Source organism: Hymenobacter segetis, assembly GCF_038448715.1.
Taxonomy (GTDB): domain Bacteria; phylum Bacteroidota; class Bacteroidia; order Cytophagales; family Hymenobacteraceae; genus Hymenobacter; species Hymenobacter segetis.
This window is the reverse complement of sequence record NZ_JBCEVZ010000002.1, coordinates 99,538-116,730: the sequence shown is the minus strand read 5'-3', so window position 1 is coordinate 116,730 and position 17,193 is coordinate 99,538. Positions and strand designations below refer to the sequence as shown.

At 54.4% G+C, this 17,193-nt stretch carries 7 protein-coding genes; all 7 read left to right on the top strand.

The window, feature by feature from the left end; all coding sequences use genetic code 11:
• Positions 1 to 3: 3 nt before the first annotated feature.
• Positions 4 to 951, top strand: a complete 948-nt coding sequence (locus AAFH49_RS01505) for a hypothetical protein (protein ID WP_342295455.1) — start codon at positions 4 to 6, stop codon at positions 949 to 951.
• A gap of 75 nt (positions 952 to 1,026) precedes the next feature.
• Complete coding sequence (locus tag AAFH49_RS01500) at positions 1,027 to 1,353, top strand: helix-turn-helix domain-containing protein (RefSeq protein ID WP_342295453.1); 327 nt, start codon at positions 1,027 to 1,029, stop codon at positions 1,351 to 1,353.
• Positions 1,354 to 1,723: 370 nt separating this feature from the next.
• A complete protein-coding gene (locus tag AAFH49_RS01495) occupies positions 1,724 to 2,950 on the top strand; it encodes a VapE domain-containing protein (protein WP_342295452.1) in 1,227 nt (408 codons plus the stop codon).
• Between the two features lie 232 nt (positions 2,951 to 3,182).
• Positions 3,183 to 3,794, top strand: a complete 612-nt coding sequence (locus AAFH49_RS01490) for a hypothetical protein (protein WP_342295450.1) — start codon at positions 3,183 to 3,185, stop codon at positions 3,792 to 3,794.
• A 289-nt stretch (positions 3,795 to 4,083) separates the two neighbouring features.
• A complete protein-coding gene (locus tag AAFH49_RS01485) occupies positions 4,084 to 9,210 on the top strand; it encodes a DEAD/DEAH box helicase (RefSeq protein WP_342295449.1) in 5,127 nt (1,708 codons plus the stop codon).
• Positions 9,211 to 9,337: 127 nt separating this feature from the next.
• On the top strand, positions 9,338 to 12,181 hold the full coding sequence (locus AAFH49_RS01480) for a helicase-related protein (RefSeq protein WP_342295448.1): 2,844 nt from the start codon (positions 9,338 to 9,340) through the stop codon (positions 12,179 to 12,181).
• A 221-nt stretch (positions 12,182 to 12,402) separates the two neighbouring features.
• On the top strand, positions 12,403 to 17,193 hold the full coding sequence (locus AAFH49_RS01475) for an Eco57I restriction-modification methylase domain-containing protein (protein WP_342295447.1): 4,791 nt from the start codon (positions 12,403 to 12,405) through the stop codon (positions 17,191 to 17,193).

Here is a 17,193-nt window from a genome sequence, read left to right as displayed (position 1 = left end):
AATATGGCCAGTCGCTGTAAACACCCTTTTGTCTTTATTCAAGAATCAGCTAAAGTTTGGGTAAGTGACGACTCGGTGCCAGAGGCAAAGTTGGAAGTAGGGAGTAGTGGTTATCAAAGGCGAGTTCTGCCGCGGCCGGTCGGGGAACTAGATAATCCTTTGGCTTTTCCACTGTATATGGTGCGTGATAAGAAGGGGAAGAACACGCCCGCTAAGGCGGAAGTATGGGATTCTATGCTCCTCCAACGGCTGTTACGTGGAGGGGACTATGAATACCACACTGGAATGGTCAACCCTTCCAAAACCTATTGTCGGCAATTACTCAATTTTCATTACGCCCGGCTTGACAGTTCCACACAGTACAAATTTGCTGCTTACCTACGCCCCATTCTGGAAGCTGAACAGGCAGACCTAGACGAAAAGATTTACGCTTCCCAGAACATGAGCGGCAAGAAAGCAATCGCGGAAAATGCTTGGCAAGTCTGCCAAGACCAAGCCGATGTTCAACGTGGGCTAGTTGACGCATGGGAAATCAGCTACGACCTGCTGCAATTTTGTCTTGACTGGCTCAGTAAAGAAAGCAAACAGGTAAAGACTCAATTACTAAATGCGAAGAAAAAAGGAAGTGGTACTACTCGGGTTACGGGCAAGGTTAAAACCCTGGCTTATCTTATCCTCATTAAATCCGGTTTAGCGCCTCCTCTCAGCCAGGAGGCTGCAAGTGACACTCAGAGGGAATACATCGTGGAAAAAACGGGTTTGGGTTCTAGAACAGTCGAGCTATATATAAAATCTTCGCTATCTAATCGGCCCAATTATTTTATATATTCTAGGGATAATAAGGCTGATGCTCTTGACTACATTTTAACATTAATACCAAATGTGGATATAAGTGCGTTGGAATTCCCTTTTGCATTACGAGGTGCGGTACAGCATGGGAAAGCAGAGTAAAATTTTCATTAAAGACTACTTACCGCCGCTTTAACGCGGTCTTTATTTTGGCCTATACTTAAACCCTATAGTGCCATGGGAAATCTACCCTTTTCCGAAACGTCAATGGTCCTGTTAACCGTCCCGCAGTTGCGTGGAATGTTAGACAGCATCTTTGACGAAAAAATCACCCTCATGCTTGATGCCGTAGGCAAAGGGCAAAAACGTGGAGAGGTCGAATACCTTACCACCCAGCAAGCGCTGGATTTTATCCATCTCTCCAAGCCAACTTTAAACAAGTTGCGCCGAGAAGGTCGCATCACGGCGTTGAATTCGTCGGATAAGCGGGTACTCTACAAACGCAGCGAATTAGTTGCGTATTTGGAGACCTCAAAGCAGAAAGGGGGGAAGTCATCATGCTAAATCAGCTGATAACACTAAACCGCTGGGTTCTGCACCTAATCAATCGGCTGAATAGCTGGGAGGCGGAGAGCCAAAGGAAATCACGCTCATCTATCGCATCGGAAAGACTCTGCTATGTGCTCAAGTGCCTTCGCTCCATCCTGCGGTTGTCAAGTGAAATCATGGATGGTATTTCAGCAAATGAGGCTGAAGCCAAACAGCAGCAGCCTAGTTTCTGGTTGGGCGCTGAAACGAGTACTCGCTTCCTCTATCAGCAGGATTCGGAGCTAGATGGAGTTTGGATACTGGTTCAGAAGGACCGAGCCATAGGAAAAGCCAATCCTAATTATGGCCGAATCGCTGATATGGTACCAATGAAGGATTTGGTCCTATGAAAAAGCCCACTTCCTCATCATCTGTCCCGCCGCAAAACTCGGTAGAAGGCGATCAAAAGCTGTTAGCTGTCGAAGGTTACTTGAAAAAACGATTCGAGGTGCGGTTTAATGTCGTGAAAGAAGTGGTTGAGTGGCGTTCTAGCGGCGACGCCACTCCTTTTCAACTGCTGGACGATTACCGGCTCAACAGCATCAGCCGCGAATTGACGCACAACGGGTGCCCGATGCGCCCCGATTCGCTATATCGGCTGCTGGCTTCCGAATTCACTCCTCGCGTGGACCCGTTACACCAGTATTTTACTAGCCTAGGGCCGGCTCCAGCAACCGGTTTTATTGCTCAATTGGCAGCTACGGTAACGGTTGCGGACCCTGCCGTATTCGCTAATTACTTAACCAAGTGGCTTGTGGCTGTGGCGGCTAATGCCTTGACTGATAACGGCTGCCAAAACCATACATGTCTGGTGCTTACTGGTGGACAGGGCCAATTCAAAACCACATTTCTAGAACTGATATGCCCACCGGTTTTAGCCAAACAGTACTTGTTCACTGGGAAAATCCATGTTGAAAGTAAGGACACTCAGCTCTTGTTGTCGGAGTACCTGTTTATCAACATCGACGATCAGTTGCGCACGTTGAACAAGCAGGATGAGAACTCGCTCAAAACGCTGATTACGCAGCCCTCTGTGAAAGTGCGCCGGCCGTATGCTCGGCTGATTGCAGAGTTGCCACGCCGTGCTTCATTTATGGGCAGTGTAAATGGGGCCGATTTTCTGACGGACCCAACTGGCTCACGGCGCTTCCTGCCATTCGAGGTAGAGGCCATTGATATCAAAGCGGCTAAGCAGGTCGATATTGATGGGGTGTGGCGTGAGGCTTACCAACTCTGGAAAAATGATTACCAGTATTGGTTTGACGAAAGCGAGCTGGAAGTGGTGCACACCCGGAATCGTCAATTTCAGCACGATACGCCGGAATACGATTTGGTTGCTGCCCACTTCAAGCCGGGCGATACTTTCCTCACCCTGGCGCAGATTAAAGACCATCTGCAAGCACGCTCAACTACGCGTACCCTTCAGAATAAGGCTCTGGGTGAAGCACTAACTCGACTGGGGATGCCCCGAAAAGTCCAGCGCTTTGGTAAAGATCTCCGCGTTGGGGGATACCACGTGGAGGAACTGATGCAGGCCGAGTGGGCTCGCGCATCCTCCTCGGTTCTGCCATAGTCCGGCGAATACCCTTATTTCTTCTCGTGACAGCCGTGCCATTAGCGCACGCTAATCCTTATGCCCTTTTACGGCGGTGGATGGCATGTGTGTCATGTGCTAACCCAGACCTAGGATTGGGGCAAACGCGCTATCCAAGCTATGGCACGGCTGGCACGGGAAGAACCGATGAAATCATTGGAATTGCCAACACAGCACTTCTCCAACCATGCAACTTTAAAATCTCTGCCTTATGAAAACCCCAGCAAAAACCTGCGTCATCTGCGACTCTCCGCTGTATGGCCGCGCCGATAAAACCACCTGTAGCGATGCCTGCCGGGTAAGACTTCACCGCCAACGTCAAAATGAAGATATTCAGGAACCCAACGAAGAGGGCAATGGGCTATCTACTGGGCACGATGCCCCGTTGGATTTGCCTTGGCTAAGGAAGCAGCCTATTACCAGCACCGAACGCGATTACCTGAACCGAAGGGATGAGCCAGAAGACTATGAGGATGCTGCCGAGCAAAAGCGCTCCAACGAAGCGGCATTGGCTAAACAGCTGCAGGGGTATTACGTGAAAGTGGTAGAATCCTTCTTGCAAAAAGAACAGCAGCGCCTTCAGTCACGCCAATTGAGGCAAATGCTTAGAACGAGTATGGACGCTTATGAAAGTTATAAGCTCCATCCTCAGTTGACCCAGGCCGGTAGCATTGCCCAAAAGTGTCAGAAGGATTTGCGTGAGATTATCATAATAATCCAAGAAACGCATCAAGATGCGCAAGATGGCTGGCTTAGCCATACCAGCCAGTACGAGCTGACAAAGAAATGGAGAAGACAATTGCAGGAACGCCTGTTGGGATGAACTAATGCTGTTACAGTAACGGCTTTTGTCACGGTTATGTCTTGAATCGTTACGCATGTAACAGTTGGTAACACTTAACGGTAACATAACGAAGGCCGCCTAGCGATAGCTAGGTGGCCTTCTGTATTCCATAATCTGTATTCCATAACATGATGTCCTTTAAGATGAAGAATATTAATAATATAAGGAATATTGATTTTGTATTGAGAAGTTTTCAAAATTCCTTCCACATTATTGTTTTATATTGTCCCTCTCTTTTCCATTGTAAATACAGGTTCTACCAAGTATCATGAATGTTTTTACGCTTCATAAAAAATTAATATCTGAATATCAAGCCTATATCAAAGGCTTCATTAATATTAAGGATGAGGCAATCCGCAACCAGGTCACGGCTGCGCTATCTGAGAATAAGCTGTGGCCAGAGCCGCTGCTACAATTTAACCCGGCGTTTAAACCGGGACAATCAATTTCTTCGCTCTGTGACGAGGGTACATTACACCCGGCCATGGCGAAAGTCTTTCATGACTACTCGCTCTATGAACACCAGGTGCAGGCTATCAAGCGGGGTAGCGCGGGCAAAGGATTCATCGTGACCTCCGGCACGGGTTCCGGAAAGTCTCTGACCTACATGGCTACCATTTTCAACGACTTGTTGAAAAACCCACCCACGGAGCCAGGTATTCGAGCTATCATCGTGTACCCGATGAACGCGCTTATCAATTCCCAGCACGAGGAAATTAAGCGTTACGCCAAACAGTATACTGAGCAGACGGGCAACCCTTTTCCCATCAACTTCGCGCAATACACTGGCCAGGAGAAGACGGACGATAAAGAAAGCATCCGCAAAGAGCAGCCGCACATTCTGCTTACTAACTACATGATGCTGGAGCTGCTGCTGACAAGGTCGCAGGAACAGCCCATGCGCGAAAACCTCTACCGTAACCTTCGCTACCTGGTTTTTGACGAATTGCACACCTACCGTGGGCGCCAAGGGGCCGATGTATCCCTGCTGATTCGTCGCCTGCATGCTCATGCGCAGAACCCACTGATTTGCATTGGTACGTCAGCTACCATGGTTTCGGGCGACAACCTCACGCTTCTCGAGCAGCGAACCAAAGTGGCCGAAGTCGCTGAACAGATATTCGGTACTGCTTACTCAGAAGCTGATGTGGTGATGGAGCAGCTAGTGCCCTCTCTCAGCACGCTGGTAAAGGAAAGTACAGCCAGCGAGTTAGCGGATTCACTGCAAACCCCAATCACACCAGATGGCCAGGAGGAAAATCTGCGCTTGCATCCATTAGCAACGTGGTTAGAAGGCCGCGTGGCACTCGCCAAACAAGAAGGTGTTTGGGTACGCAACAAGCCTTCCAGCTTGGAGACAATTATTACCCAATTGCACGATGAAACGAACGTCTCTCGCAGTATCTGTGAAAGCCGCCTCGTAGAGGTTCTGGATTGGATTAACAACGTAAATACCGCCCGGCAAGCCCGGGAAGAGCGGGGTACTTATCTCCCGTTCAAGCTGCATCAGTTCATCTCCCAGACGGGCTCAGTCTACGTTAGCCTAACTCCCGGACCGGACCGCATCATCACTCTGGAACCCGGAGTACGCCGTGCCGACCCCACCACGCAGGAGCTGAAGCCCATCTATCCAGTGGTATTTAGCCGGCAATCTGGCCACGAATTCATCTGCGTTACCCTTCGGCAGGGTGTATCTAGGCTCGACCCCCGGGAGTTTCGCCAGAAGCCAGCGGGCGACCAAGGTGCCAAACCCGGCTACTTGTTGTTGGGTGCTGACATTTGGGACCCCATCAGAGATACCGAAGAGCTGCCTAGTGCTTGGTGGAAGCGCCGCAAGGATGATACTATCGTAGTCGAGAAGAAATACCAGGACCGAATGCCGCTCAAGCTGTGGTGCGATGAAGCCGGCAACTACTCCACAAATCCTGCTCCCCATCTGCCTCTGGAAGGGTGGTTTATGTCAGAAAAGCTACTTTTCGACCCAACCAGTGGTACTTTCTACGACCCTAAAACCAATGAGGGGACCAAACTTACCAATCTAGGCAGCGAGGGCCGTAGCACTTCCACGACGGTACTATCTTATGCCCTGCTCCAAAATTTGGGGGCTGTCGTAAAAACGCCGGCCGAACGAAAGCTATTGAGCTTTACTGACAACCGGCAAGATGCCGCCCTGCAGTCAGGGCACTTCAACGATTTTGTGCAGGTAGCCCAGCTTCGTGCAGGTATCTACCGTGCCGTAGCGCAGGAGCCATCGGCTCAACTAAGTCATAGCCAGTTGCCAGATGCTATTTTCAAAGCATTGGCCCTGCCCGCTAGCGCTTACGTCAATTCAGACATCGTGCCCACGTTCGCGGCCCAGATTAAAGGCTACCAGGAAGCACTGAAAGATTTCCTGATGTACCGTGCGCTTTACGACCTACGCCGTTCCTGGCGGGTCATAATGCCGAACCTAGAGCAGAGCGGGCTACTCCAAATTGAGTATGGGTATGTTGAGGAAAACTGTGCTGATGATGCAGCTTGGCAGGATACGCCCATCTTTAATCAACTCAAACCCAAACAACGCGAGAAGGTAACGCGGCAGCTTCTGGATTATTTCCGTAGCTCCTACGCCCTCTATAGCGACGAATACCTCACGCCCGACAGCATGCGCAGTAAGGGTACGGTCATTCGCGAAAAGCTGAAGAATCCATATCGCATCGAAAAGGACGAAATGGAGGAGCCGGCCTACATGTGCATTACGCCACCGCCCGCCGGCGGCCGCTTTTTCACCGTAAGCGCCGGCCGTCAAAGCGCTGTTGGTAAGTACCTCAATAGAATTGTTGGGAATCATTGTGAAGGCCTTGACATGAAGGCTGCTTCCTACAATGAGATAGCTAAAGCCCTGTTTGATAAGTTTTGCGAAGCTGGCTGGCTGCAACCAACATCAGTAGGAAAGGACGACCACGGCGATGCCATTTATGTCTACCAATTGCGCGCCGACCAATTGCTTTGGCAGGTAGCGGCTGGTACGCCTCGCCGTGACGAAGTGCGCTTGTATAGCTACAAGGAAGCCAGCGCCCCTCATCCGAGCGAGTTCTTTCGCGACCTCTACCAGACCAATTTCAGCGCCCAAAAGCAGTTGATTGGCTCAGAGCACACCGGCCAGCTCAATACCGAACAGCGCCAGGACCGTGAAACTAAGTTCCGTGCCGGGGATATTAGCGCCCTTTATTGCAGCCCTACCATGGAGTTGGGTATTGATATCTCGTCACTGAATGTTGTGCATATGCGCAACGTGCCCCCAAATCCGGCCAACTATACCCAGCGCAGCGGGCGGGCCGGCCGGAGCGGGCAAGCTGCCTTAGTCGTCACATACTGTTCTTTCTATTCACCTCACGACCGGCATTATTTTGCCCGGTCTACTGAAATGGTGGCCGGCCAAGTCGCCCCACCGCGCCTCGACCTCACGCAGGAAGAACTGCTCATATCCCACCTCAACGCCCTTTACTTGGCGGAAGTAGGGGCCCAGGCATTTGAAAACTCGCTGACGGATGTTATCGAAATGTCTAACCCGGAACTGCCTATTAAAGAAGCAGTCAAAGCATCTATGGAGGCTGCCGATGCGTCCAAATTGCGGATTAGAACGGCCTTTCAGCGCATCGTTCAGCGGCTGCCAGTGGCTGTTCATGCCAAGTATTCTCTCTCGTGGATTGACCTGCATATCGACCAGGTGCCCAGCAACCTCAATCGGGCACTCAACCGGTGGCGCCGGCTGTACCAGGCTGCCGAATTGCAGTTGCGCGACGCACAAAACATCATCAGCCAGAACATTTACAAAGACAACACCCCCGAGCGCAAGCGCGCTTTCCGCCTCGAGCGTCAAGCCACCAAGCAGCGCGACTTATTGCGGAATGACTTGGGCCGCCAAACCAATGCGGCTTCGGAGTTTTATCCATTCCGCTACCTGGCCTCCGAAGGGTTCTTGCCCGGATACAATTTCACTCGTCTACCCATCCGCACCTTCTTACCCAAAGGTGACTTCGACGGTGAATTCATCTCCCGGCCTCGTTTCGTGGCCTTGCGCGAATTTGGCCCCCGCAACATTGTCTACCACAACGGCAACAAGTTCCGCATCGACCAGCTCCAGATTTCGAACTTGGAGCAAAGCTTACAGTCCGCTCGGGTAAGCCGGGCCGCCGGCTATTTCCTCACCGGTGCCGAGTTGACCCGCAACGTCTGCCCGTTCAGCAACACTCCGCTCGATAATAACAGCTCGAAGGAGGAGTTCGGCGAGGTGCTGGTGGAGATGACCGAAACCCGTTGCGAGGAGATTGAACGCATTTCCTGTGAGGAAGAAGAGCGCCGTTCCGAAGGCTTCCAGATAGAAACATACTTCAACGTGCCCGGCGGCATGCACACCGTAGTGCGGGCCGAAGCACGCGCCGCTGAAGACCCCTTCCTACACATTCGCTACATTCCCTCCGCTCAGCTGGTTCAGGTTAACCGGAAGTGGCGTTCAGCTCGGGAGCAGGGTTTCCTGGTCGATATGGTTTTCGGTCAGTGGATGCGCGAAACGGCCGCCCAAATGCCTAACCCGGCTGCTAACCCCGGGCAGCCGGTGCCCCGCCGCATTCAGCTCTTCACCACCGACACTGCCGACGCGCTGTACCTGGAGCCAGTAGCCGCCCTGGCCCTGAACGATAATGGCGTAGTTACGCTCCAGTACGCCATCAAGCGGGCCATCGAAAATGTGTTCCAGGTCGAGTCTAACGAAATCGGCGTCACGTTGATGGGGGAGGGCCGCAACATCTTCCTGTATGAAAGCGCCGAGGGCAGCTTGGGTGTTTTATCGCAGTTCGTCCACGACAAAGACGTTTTCCATCAGGTAATGGTGGAAGCCTATCGACTCTGCCGATTTGATGACGATTCCTACAAAGAACCTGCTTCCTACAACGACCTGCTGAGTTACTACAATCAGCGCGACCACTTGCTTATCAATCGTTTCGATATCCGTGACGCGCTAGAAAAGCTCATCGCCGCCGATATCCACCTGCTCACCAATTCCGATTTCGATAGCTACGAGCAGCAGTTTGAGCATCTCTGGCAGGCCCACGACAAGAGTTCTAGCACGGAACGTAAATTCTTGGATTACCTCAAAAAGAACAAGCTTCGCTTACCCGACAAAGCCCAGCATCGGGTCGAGGGCATCTATTGTCAGCCTGACTTCTATTATGAACCCGGCATTTGGGTATTCTGCGATGGAACGCCCCACGATGAGCCCGGCCAAAAGGCCCATGACAAATTGCAGCGCGAAGCCATTGAAAATAGGGGAGAGGAAGTCTTTGTCTACCACTATTCCGAATCTCTGGAGGAGCTAACTGCTAAGCGTCCGGACATCTTCTTTGCCGTCAGCTAAACCCGCTGCATATCACCCAGCAACCCCGGCACACCGGTCCACCCAGCCTTTATAGTTCCTTCCTTTTTCTGCTATGAGCTACGCTCCAGGTTCCCTCGTTCATGTTCGCCACCGTGATTGGGTCGTTATGCCCTCTCCCGACGCTGATTTGCTGCTCATCCGCCCCTTGGGTGGCAGCGAAGAAGAAACTACTGGCATCTACCTGCCACTAGCCTTCGCCGAAGACAAACCAACTTCTGCCGAATTCCCCAAGCCCGTCCCCGCCGACCTCGGCGACTTCGCCTCGGCCCGCTTACTCTACAACGCCGCCCGGCTTTCGTTTCGCAGCGGAGCGGGACCGTTTAGGTCCCTGGCCAAGCTGTCCTTCCGGCCCCGGCCTTACCAGATGGTGCCCCTCATCATGGCGCTGCGCCAGGGCCCCGACCCGGTGCGCCTACTCGTAGCTGACGACGTGGGCGTTGGTAAAACCGTCGAAGCCATTCTGATTCTAAAAGAGCTGCTGGAGCGCCGCGAGATTGACCGGTTTGCCGTCATCTGCCTCCCGCACTTGTGCGAGCAGTGGCAGGCCGAGCTACGCGACAAAGCGGGCATTGAAGCCGTCATTATCCGCTCCAACACCCAGGCCCGGCTCGACCGCGAAGTGCCTGGCCACGTCACCAGCGTATATCAGCATTACCCTTATCAGGTCATTTCCATCGACTACATCAAGGGCGACCGCCGGGATGTGTTTCTGCGCGAGTGCCCCGAGTTCGTGATTGTCGATGAGGCTCACACTGCTACCAAGCCCGCCGGCGCGCAAAAAAGCCAACAGCAGCGCTACCACCTGCTGCATAAGCTGGCAGCTAATCCCAAGCAGCATTTGCTCCTGCTCACTGCTACGCCCCACAGCGGCAAAGCCGAAGAATTTAGCTCCCTGTTAGGCTTGGTAAAGTCTTCTTTCGAAACGCTCGACATTCCCAATGCCACCAAACCTCAGCGTGAAGAGCTAGCCCGCCATTTCGTGCAGCGTCGTCGCGCCGACGTGGAGCAATGGTTGGGTGAGGACACCCCATTCCCGACCCGCGAGCCCGACGAGCGCAGCTACTCGCTGGCACCGGCCTACCGCGAGGTGTATATCGCCGTTCTGGAGCTGGCCCGTCACCTCACCAAGTCAGCGCAGGGCCTCGGTGGTGGCCAACAGAAATTCCATTACTGGACTGCTCTTGCCCTGCTACGTGGCGTAATGTCCAGCCCTGCGGCCGGCGTTGAAATGCTGCGTAACCGCCAACGAAACGAGCGTCCAGCCGCTGTCGAATCTGAAGCCACCACGGTACCCGATGCCGACTTGGCCGCCGACCAAGCTAACCCTGTGCTGGACTCCGACTTCGGCTTCGAAGGAGATTACACCCCTACGCAAGTCATCAGCCGCACCGACTTCACCAGTTCGCAGCAGGTCAAGCTGCGGGAGCTGGTCGAAAAGCTCGAAGGCCTGCATGGCATCGCCAAAGACCAGAAGGCTGCCGAAACCGTCACGCTCATCACCCAGTGGTTGCGCGAAGGCTTTCACCCGGTCATTTTCTGCCGCTATATCGCCACCGCCAAGTACTTGGGTGATATTCTTCAAAAGCACCTCAGCAAGGTCGACCGCCTGCCGGTGCGCGTCGAAACCGTCACCAGCGAAGACCCCGACGAAGTGCGCCGCCTGCGCATTGCCGACATGGCCGATGCTCCTCTGCGTGTACTGGTGGCCACCGACTGCCTGAGCGAAGGCATCAACCTGCAGCACTTGTTTTCCGCAGTCCTGCACTACGACCTGCCCTGGAACCCCAACCGCCTTGAACAACGCGAAGGCCGCGTCGACCGCTATGGCCAGGCTGCTCCCCGCGTGAAGGCCTATTTGCTGTATGGCAAGGACAACCCCATCGACGGCGTTGTGCTGCGTGTCATCCTGCAAAAAGTCCGGGAAATCCGGAAGGCTACCGGCATCACGGTACCTTTCCCCGAAGACAGCAAGACGGTGATGGACGCCGTGCTCACCGCTGTGCTACTCAACCCCCAGCCGGCTTCGCCCACTGCCGTGCAGCTCGGCATCGACTTCGGCGAGTCCGACGTAGTGCGTCGCCAAGAGCAGAAGGTAGACAGCGAATACAAAGCCGCCGTTGAGCTCGAGAAAAAGTCCCGTTCCATTTTTGCGCAGAATGCCATCAAGCCCGACGAGGTAGCCGACGACCTGCGCCTGGCCGATGAGGCCATCGGCAACCCCGCCGCCGTCGAAGCCTTCGTCACCCAGGCCCTGCCGGCCCTGCTAGGAGCCCAGATTACTCCCCACGCAACCCGCACCGGTGAGGGCAAGGGTTACACGCTCTACACCACCAACCTACCCGTCGAACTGCAGGTGTACTTTCCTGGCCAAACGGCCGTGCCCGTAAGCTTTGTGTCGCCTACGCCCTCCGGACACCATTACTTGGGTCGTAACCATCCGTTTGTCGAGCAGCTGTGCCAGTCAATGCTGGCCAATGCTGTGTACCGCAAAGGCAAAGCTCCCGCTCGCGCCGCCGTATTGCGCACCGGTTCTGTAACCGTCAAAACCACCTTGCTGCTGTTCCGCGTCCGCAACGTCATTGCCGAGCGGGCCACGCGCCGCCAGCTGGTAGCCGAAGAAATGCTGCTGTGGGGTTACCGGGGCAGCCCTTCCGATGCCAATTTTCTCACGCACGACGAAGCCCGCGACCTCCTCTTCGAAGCCATTGCCGGCCGCGACCCCAGCTCCCCGGAGGCGCACGCCAATTTCCTCACCCGGGAGCTCGACCGCCTATCTGACCTGGAAACGGCCTTCAACCACGTAGCCGAAGAGCGCGCCGAAAACCTGGTGGCCGCCCACGACCGGTTTAGCCAGATGGTGAAAGGCAACCGCTACCAGATTGTTACGCCCGTCTTGCCAATGGATGTGATGGGCCTCTACATTCTGCTACCCTTGCTGCAAGGCGGCTAATGTTCATCCAATACCTTGTCATAGGCTCCCAGAGTTAGCTCGGTTTTAGTGTTTTGTACTTCCGCGCCCGCAGCCTGTTTCTCTCCCTTACTATTACTCGAAATAATCCCGCTAACTCCCATTTTAACCACCCTGGAGGCTAAACTACCTCTTGCTCTCCAGCGCAATGCGTTGAAGAAGGTGCTTAAAGTCTCTTGGGGCACGGCCGGAACCACCAGCATATGCGCTTTCCTACCATTCGCATCGAAGGGTCCATCCTCTCGGCCGACATTCTCGACAAGCTCGAAAACGCCGACCTGAGCGGCCAGCGTCCCACCGATTTTGGCCTACCCACCAACGCCAAGGTAAAAGATGAAATAGTCCGGGCCTGGACCGATGCCCAGGGCTTATGGCGCATGTTCAAGCGCCAGATGGAAAACGTGGCCCTCGACAAAACGGGTACCACCGAAACGCGCCGCTATTGGATGGTGCCCTTACTCGGCCTGCTCGGATACAACCCCGAGCTGCTGCGCGACACCCCGCGCATTGACGACAAAACCTACCCCATCAGCCACGCCGATACCAGCCGCGGCAACCTGCCCCTGCACATCATGGGCTTTCGGGATTCGCTTGACAAAAAGCGCGAAACCGGTGGCCCGCGTCTGTCGCCTCACGCCCTGGTGCAGGAATACATCAACCTGCACGAGCACCTCTACGGCTTGGTCACTAATGGCCTGCGCCTGCGCCTACTGCGCGACAGCAGCCGCCTAGTGCGCCTCAGCTTCGTGGAATTCGACCTCGAGCGCATGTTCGACGACGACCACTTCGCCGACTTCGCCGTGCTCTTCCGCCTTCTGCATGCCTCGCGTATGCCGGCCGCCGAAGCCGAAGGCGCCAGCTCGCTCATCGAGCACTACCACCAGGAAGCGCTGGAATCCGGCTCCCGCATCCGCGAAGGCCTCAGCAATGCCGTGTACCATTGCCTCAACGCTTTTGGCACCGGCTTTCTGCAACACCCCGACAACGAGGCCCTGCGCGAGCTAATAGAGCAGGAAAAGCTCAGCCCTAAGGAGTACCATCACGCCCTGCTGCGCCTCATCTACCGGCTGCTGTTCCTGCTGGTTACCGAAGAGCGCCACCTCTTGTTCCCGGCATTGCCCAAACCCGCCGACGAAGCCGCCCGCAAGGCCGCTGCCACCCAGCAAGCTCACGAACAGGTGTACCAGCAGTACTATAGCCTAGCCCGCCTGCGGCGCTTGTGCGAGCAGTCCCACGTATCCCACGACACCCGCTTTGCCGACCTCTGGCAGGGCCTCATGCGCACCTTCCGCCTGTTCGAGAGAGAAAGCCAGGGAGCTCCCCTCAGCATCAAGCCGCTGGCCGGTGAGCTATTCAGCTCCCGCGCCGTGGGCAGCCTCCCGGAGTGCCAGCTCGCCAACCATGTGCTGCTTAGCTGCATTAAGTCCCTCAACGAATTCCGCAACCCCAACACCAACCAAACCACCCGCGTTAACTACGGCGCCCTCGATGTCGAAGAGTTTGGCTCCGTGTACGAAGGCCTGCTCGACTACAACGCCGTCATTACCCAGGGCCCCGGCCGCTGGTCCTACAGCCTGCAAGCCGGCTCCGACCGCGCTTCCAGCGGCTCGCACTACACGCCCGAGCAACTGGTTCAGCCCCTCATCCGGCATTCCCTCGAGCACGTCATTGCCGACAAGCTAACCACTGCCAAAGCCACCGTGCTGGAAAAAGCCGGCCTAACCAAGTCCTCTGGCTCCTCCTCACTTTTGGAGCGAGGGTTGGGGGGCGAGGTGGCGCAGGCCCAGGCGGCCGCGCTACTGTCCATCCGCGTCTGCGATGTAGCCTGTGGCAGCGGCCACATGCTGCTTTCCGCCGCCCGCCGCTTGGCCGTGGAAGTAGCCCGCGTCCGTACCCAGGAAGACCAGCCCAGCCCCACAGCCCAGCGGCAAGCCATGCGCGATGTCATCAGCCAATGCATCTACGGGGTCGACTACAATCCTCTGGCCGTCGAACTATGCAAGGTGGCCCTTTGGCTCGAAGCCCACAACCCCGGCGAACCCCTCAACTTCCTCGACCACCACATTCGCTGCGGCAATGCCATCGTGGGCCTGGCCCGCGCCGAAGACCTGGAACGCGGCATCGCCGACGAAGCCTTCAAAAACCTGCCTAACGACGATAAAGCCGCTTCTGCCGCCCTGCGCAAACGCAACAAAGCCGAGAAGGCCATCCCCAACCAAACCAACCTTTTCCACGAGGCCACCAATGGCGACCTCTCCAACCTAGGCCGCGCCGCCGAGCAGGTGCGCCGCATGCCCGACCACTCCACCGCCGAAATCGAAGCCAAAGCAGCTGCCTACCAGCGCCTCTCCCGCGGGGCAGCCCGCCACCGTCTCGAGCAGCTGGCCAACCTGCAGGTTGCGCCATTCTTCATCCCCAAAACCCTCGCTACTGCCGACCACGTCCTCACTGATGCTGCCTACCGCCGCCACCTCACCGGTAAGCACGCCATCCAAGACCCAGCCGCCGCTTACGCTGCTGAAATAGCCACTGAGAAGCGGTTTTTCCATTGGTTTCTAGAGTTTCCTGATGTGATGGAAGTCAATGGGGGATTCGATTGTATCATAGGCAATCCACCCTTTTTGGGCGGCCTAAAACTGTCGACCAAATATGGCCATCAAATGCTTCATTGGCTTTATTCAGAATATGCGCCAATGGGAGGGACAGCCGATTTAGTTGGCTATTTTTTCCGCAGAGTATTTTCGCTACTTAAGCCTGGAGCATTTTTGTCGCTTATTTCAACAAAAACTATTTCACAAGGGGATACCCGTGTGGGCGCTTTAGAGGTAATTATTAATCAAGGAGGCACTATTAATCATGCTGTGCGCAGTATAAAATGGCCGGGAGAGGCAGCCGTTGATGTATCGTTACTTACAATTGTCAAGCGTACTTGGAACGGCCCTTTTATTTTAGACGAGAATGTTGTAGAAGAAATTACTCATCACTTAGATAGTGAGAGGGCAGCAAGTAGTCCACAACAGCTTCGATACAACGCGGGCAAAAGTTTTATTGGCTCATATGTATTGGGCAGCGGGTTTGTACTCACTCAGGCAGAAGTTGACGTTCTAATTAAACGTAATCATGCTAATGCTAACGTATTGCAACCTTATATAAATGGAGATGACTTAAATAATAATGCAGACCAGAGTCCCAGTCGTTGGGTAATTAATTTTCGGAATTGGCCATTACGCAGATATGATTATGCTGAGTGGAATGAATTAGATGCCAAGGAGCGCCAACGAATTGAGGAACGGTTAAAAGATGGAAGTTCAGAGGCTATTGCTCCGCCGGACTACGAGTTAGAAGTGGCTTCTGATTACCCCGACTGTTTATCTATCGTTGAAGAAAAAGTCAAGCCAGAAAGAACTAGACTAGGGGAGAATGGAGAGTATGCCCTACGTAAACCACTTCCACAGTTATGGTGGATTTACAGCGAAAAACGACCAGGTCTTTATTCTGCTCTAGCTAAACATGGCCATGCACTTGTAATAAATAGGTATTGTAAATACTTAGGGTTTTTTCCAAAATCCGAGGGGTTGGTTTTTACTGATTCTATAATTGTATTGACTGACATATCAGAAGAAGAAAATCTGATTTTAAATTCCACGTTTTTTGACAATTGGCTTTGGAAATATTGCTCAACAATGGGTTCGGTTACTTTGCGTTTTACTCCTACTTCTGGCTTTGAAACTTTCCCTTTTCTCTTGAATATCACAGATGAGAATCGGGTTGCTCTTCGGTCACTAAACAAAATATATATCGAGCACCGTCGTCAGCTTATGATAGACCTGAACCTCGGATTAACTAAAACCTATAACCTCTTACACACTTCCGACCTTTCGTTAACAGACATTACCAAAGCTGCCAAGCTTCCTGAGTTTTCTAACGTCGTAGACCTATACGAGCGGGTTTTGCACTTACGCGAGCTTCACCGCCAGATTGACGAAGCAGTAGCTGCTGCCTACGGCTGGTCGGACTTCGCCCTTGAACACGGCTTCCACGAACAGGAATACCTGCCCGAAAACGACCGGGTGCGCTATACCATCTCGCCTGCCGCCCGTCGTGAGGTGCTGCGCCGACTCCTGCAGCTCAACCACGAAATCCACGCCCGCGAAGTAGAAGAGCAGGCTGCCCTGGCCCTGGCCACCAAAGCCGCCAAGCCTGTACGTAAGAGCAAAGCCGGAGCTGTCCCCCAGTTGGCCCTTACTACCGCAACTCAGCATCTCGAAATCACTTCTGCTAAGCCTGCGGTAGAGAAGCCAGCCAAAGTCATCGACTTCTCCGATATTTTCCCCGATGAGGAGCTAGCAACTGCCACCCCCGTCGTTGCTTCGCCGCGCCCTTCGCGCCGCGCCGCGCCCTTCGAGCGCACCGTATTGGGCGGAGAAGTAATCCACCAGCTATATGGCTCCCCCGGCTTCGGCCACGTCAAGCTGATGAAAGCCATGGTGCTGCTCGACTTGCACGTCCTGCCCGAAGTAGACCTCGACACCCATTACTACCGCCAGGCCGCCGGCCCCTACGACAACGCCCTAATCCGCTCCCTCGACAGCCAGTTCGAGCAGCAGAAGTGGTACAAGGCCGTGCCCATCCCCGGTGGTGGCGCCCGCTACGATCGCCTCCCCAAAGCCGGCAGCCACCAGAAGTACTTCCCCGGCTATTGGGCCCCGCACCAACCCGAAATCAACCGCGTGCTCGACCTGCTGCGCCCGCTATCCATGCGCCAGTCCGAAATCGTCGCCACCCTCTACGTCGCCTGGAACGACCTGCTCCTCGATGGCAAAACCACCCCGCCCGACGCCCGCATCATCGAAGAGTCCACCACCGCCTGGAACGAAAGCAAACTAGGCATCAGCTCCGAAGAGTGGGAGTGGGGCTTCAACTTCATACGCCAAAACGACCTAGTTCCCCGCGGCCAGGGCCAGCACTCCCGCGTCGCCCCCGCCAAACGCTAA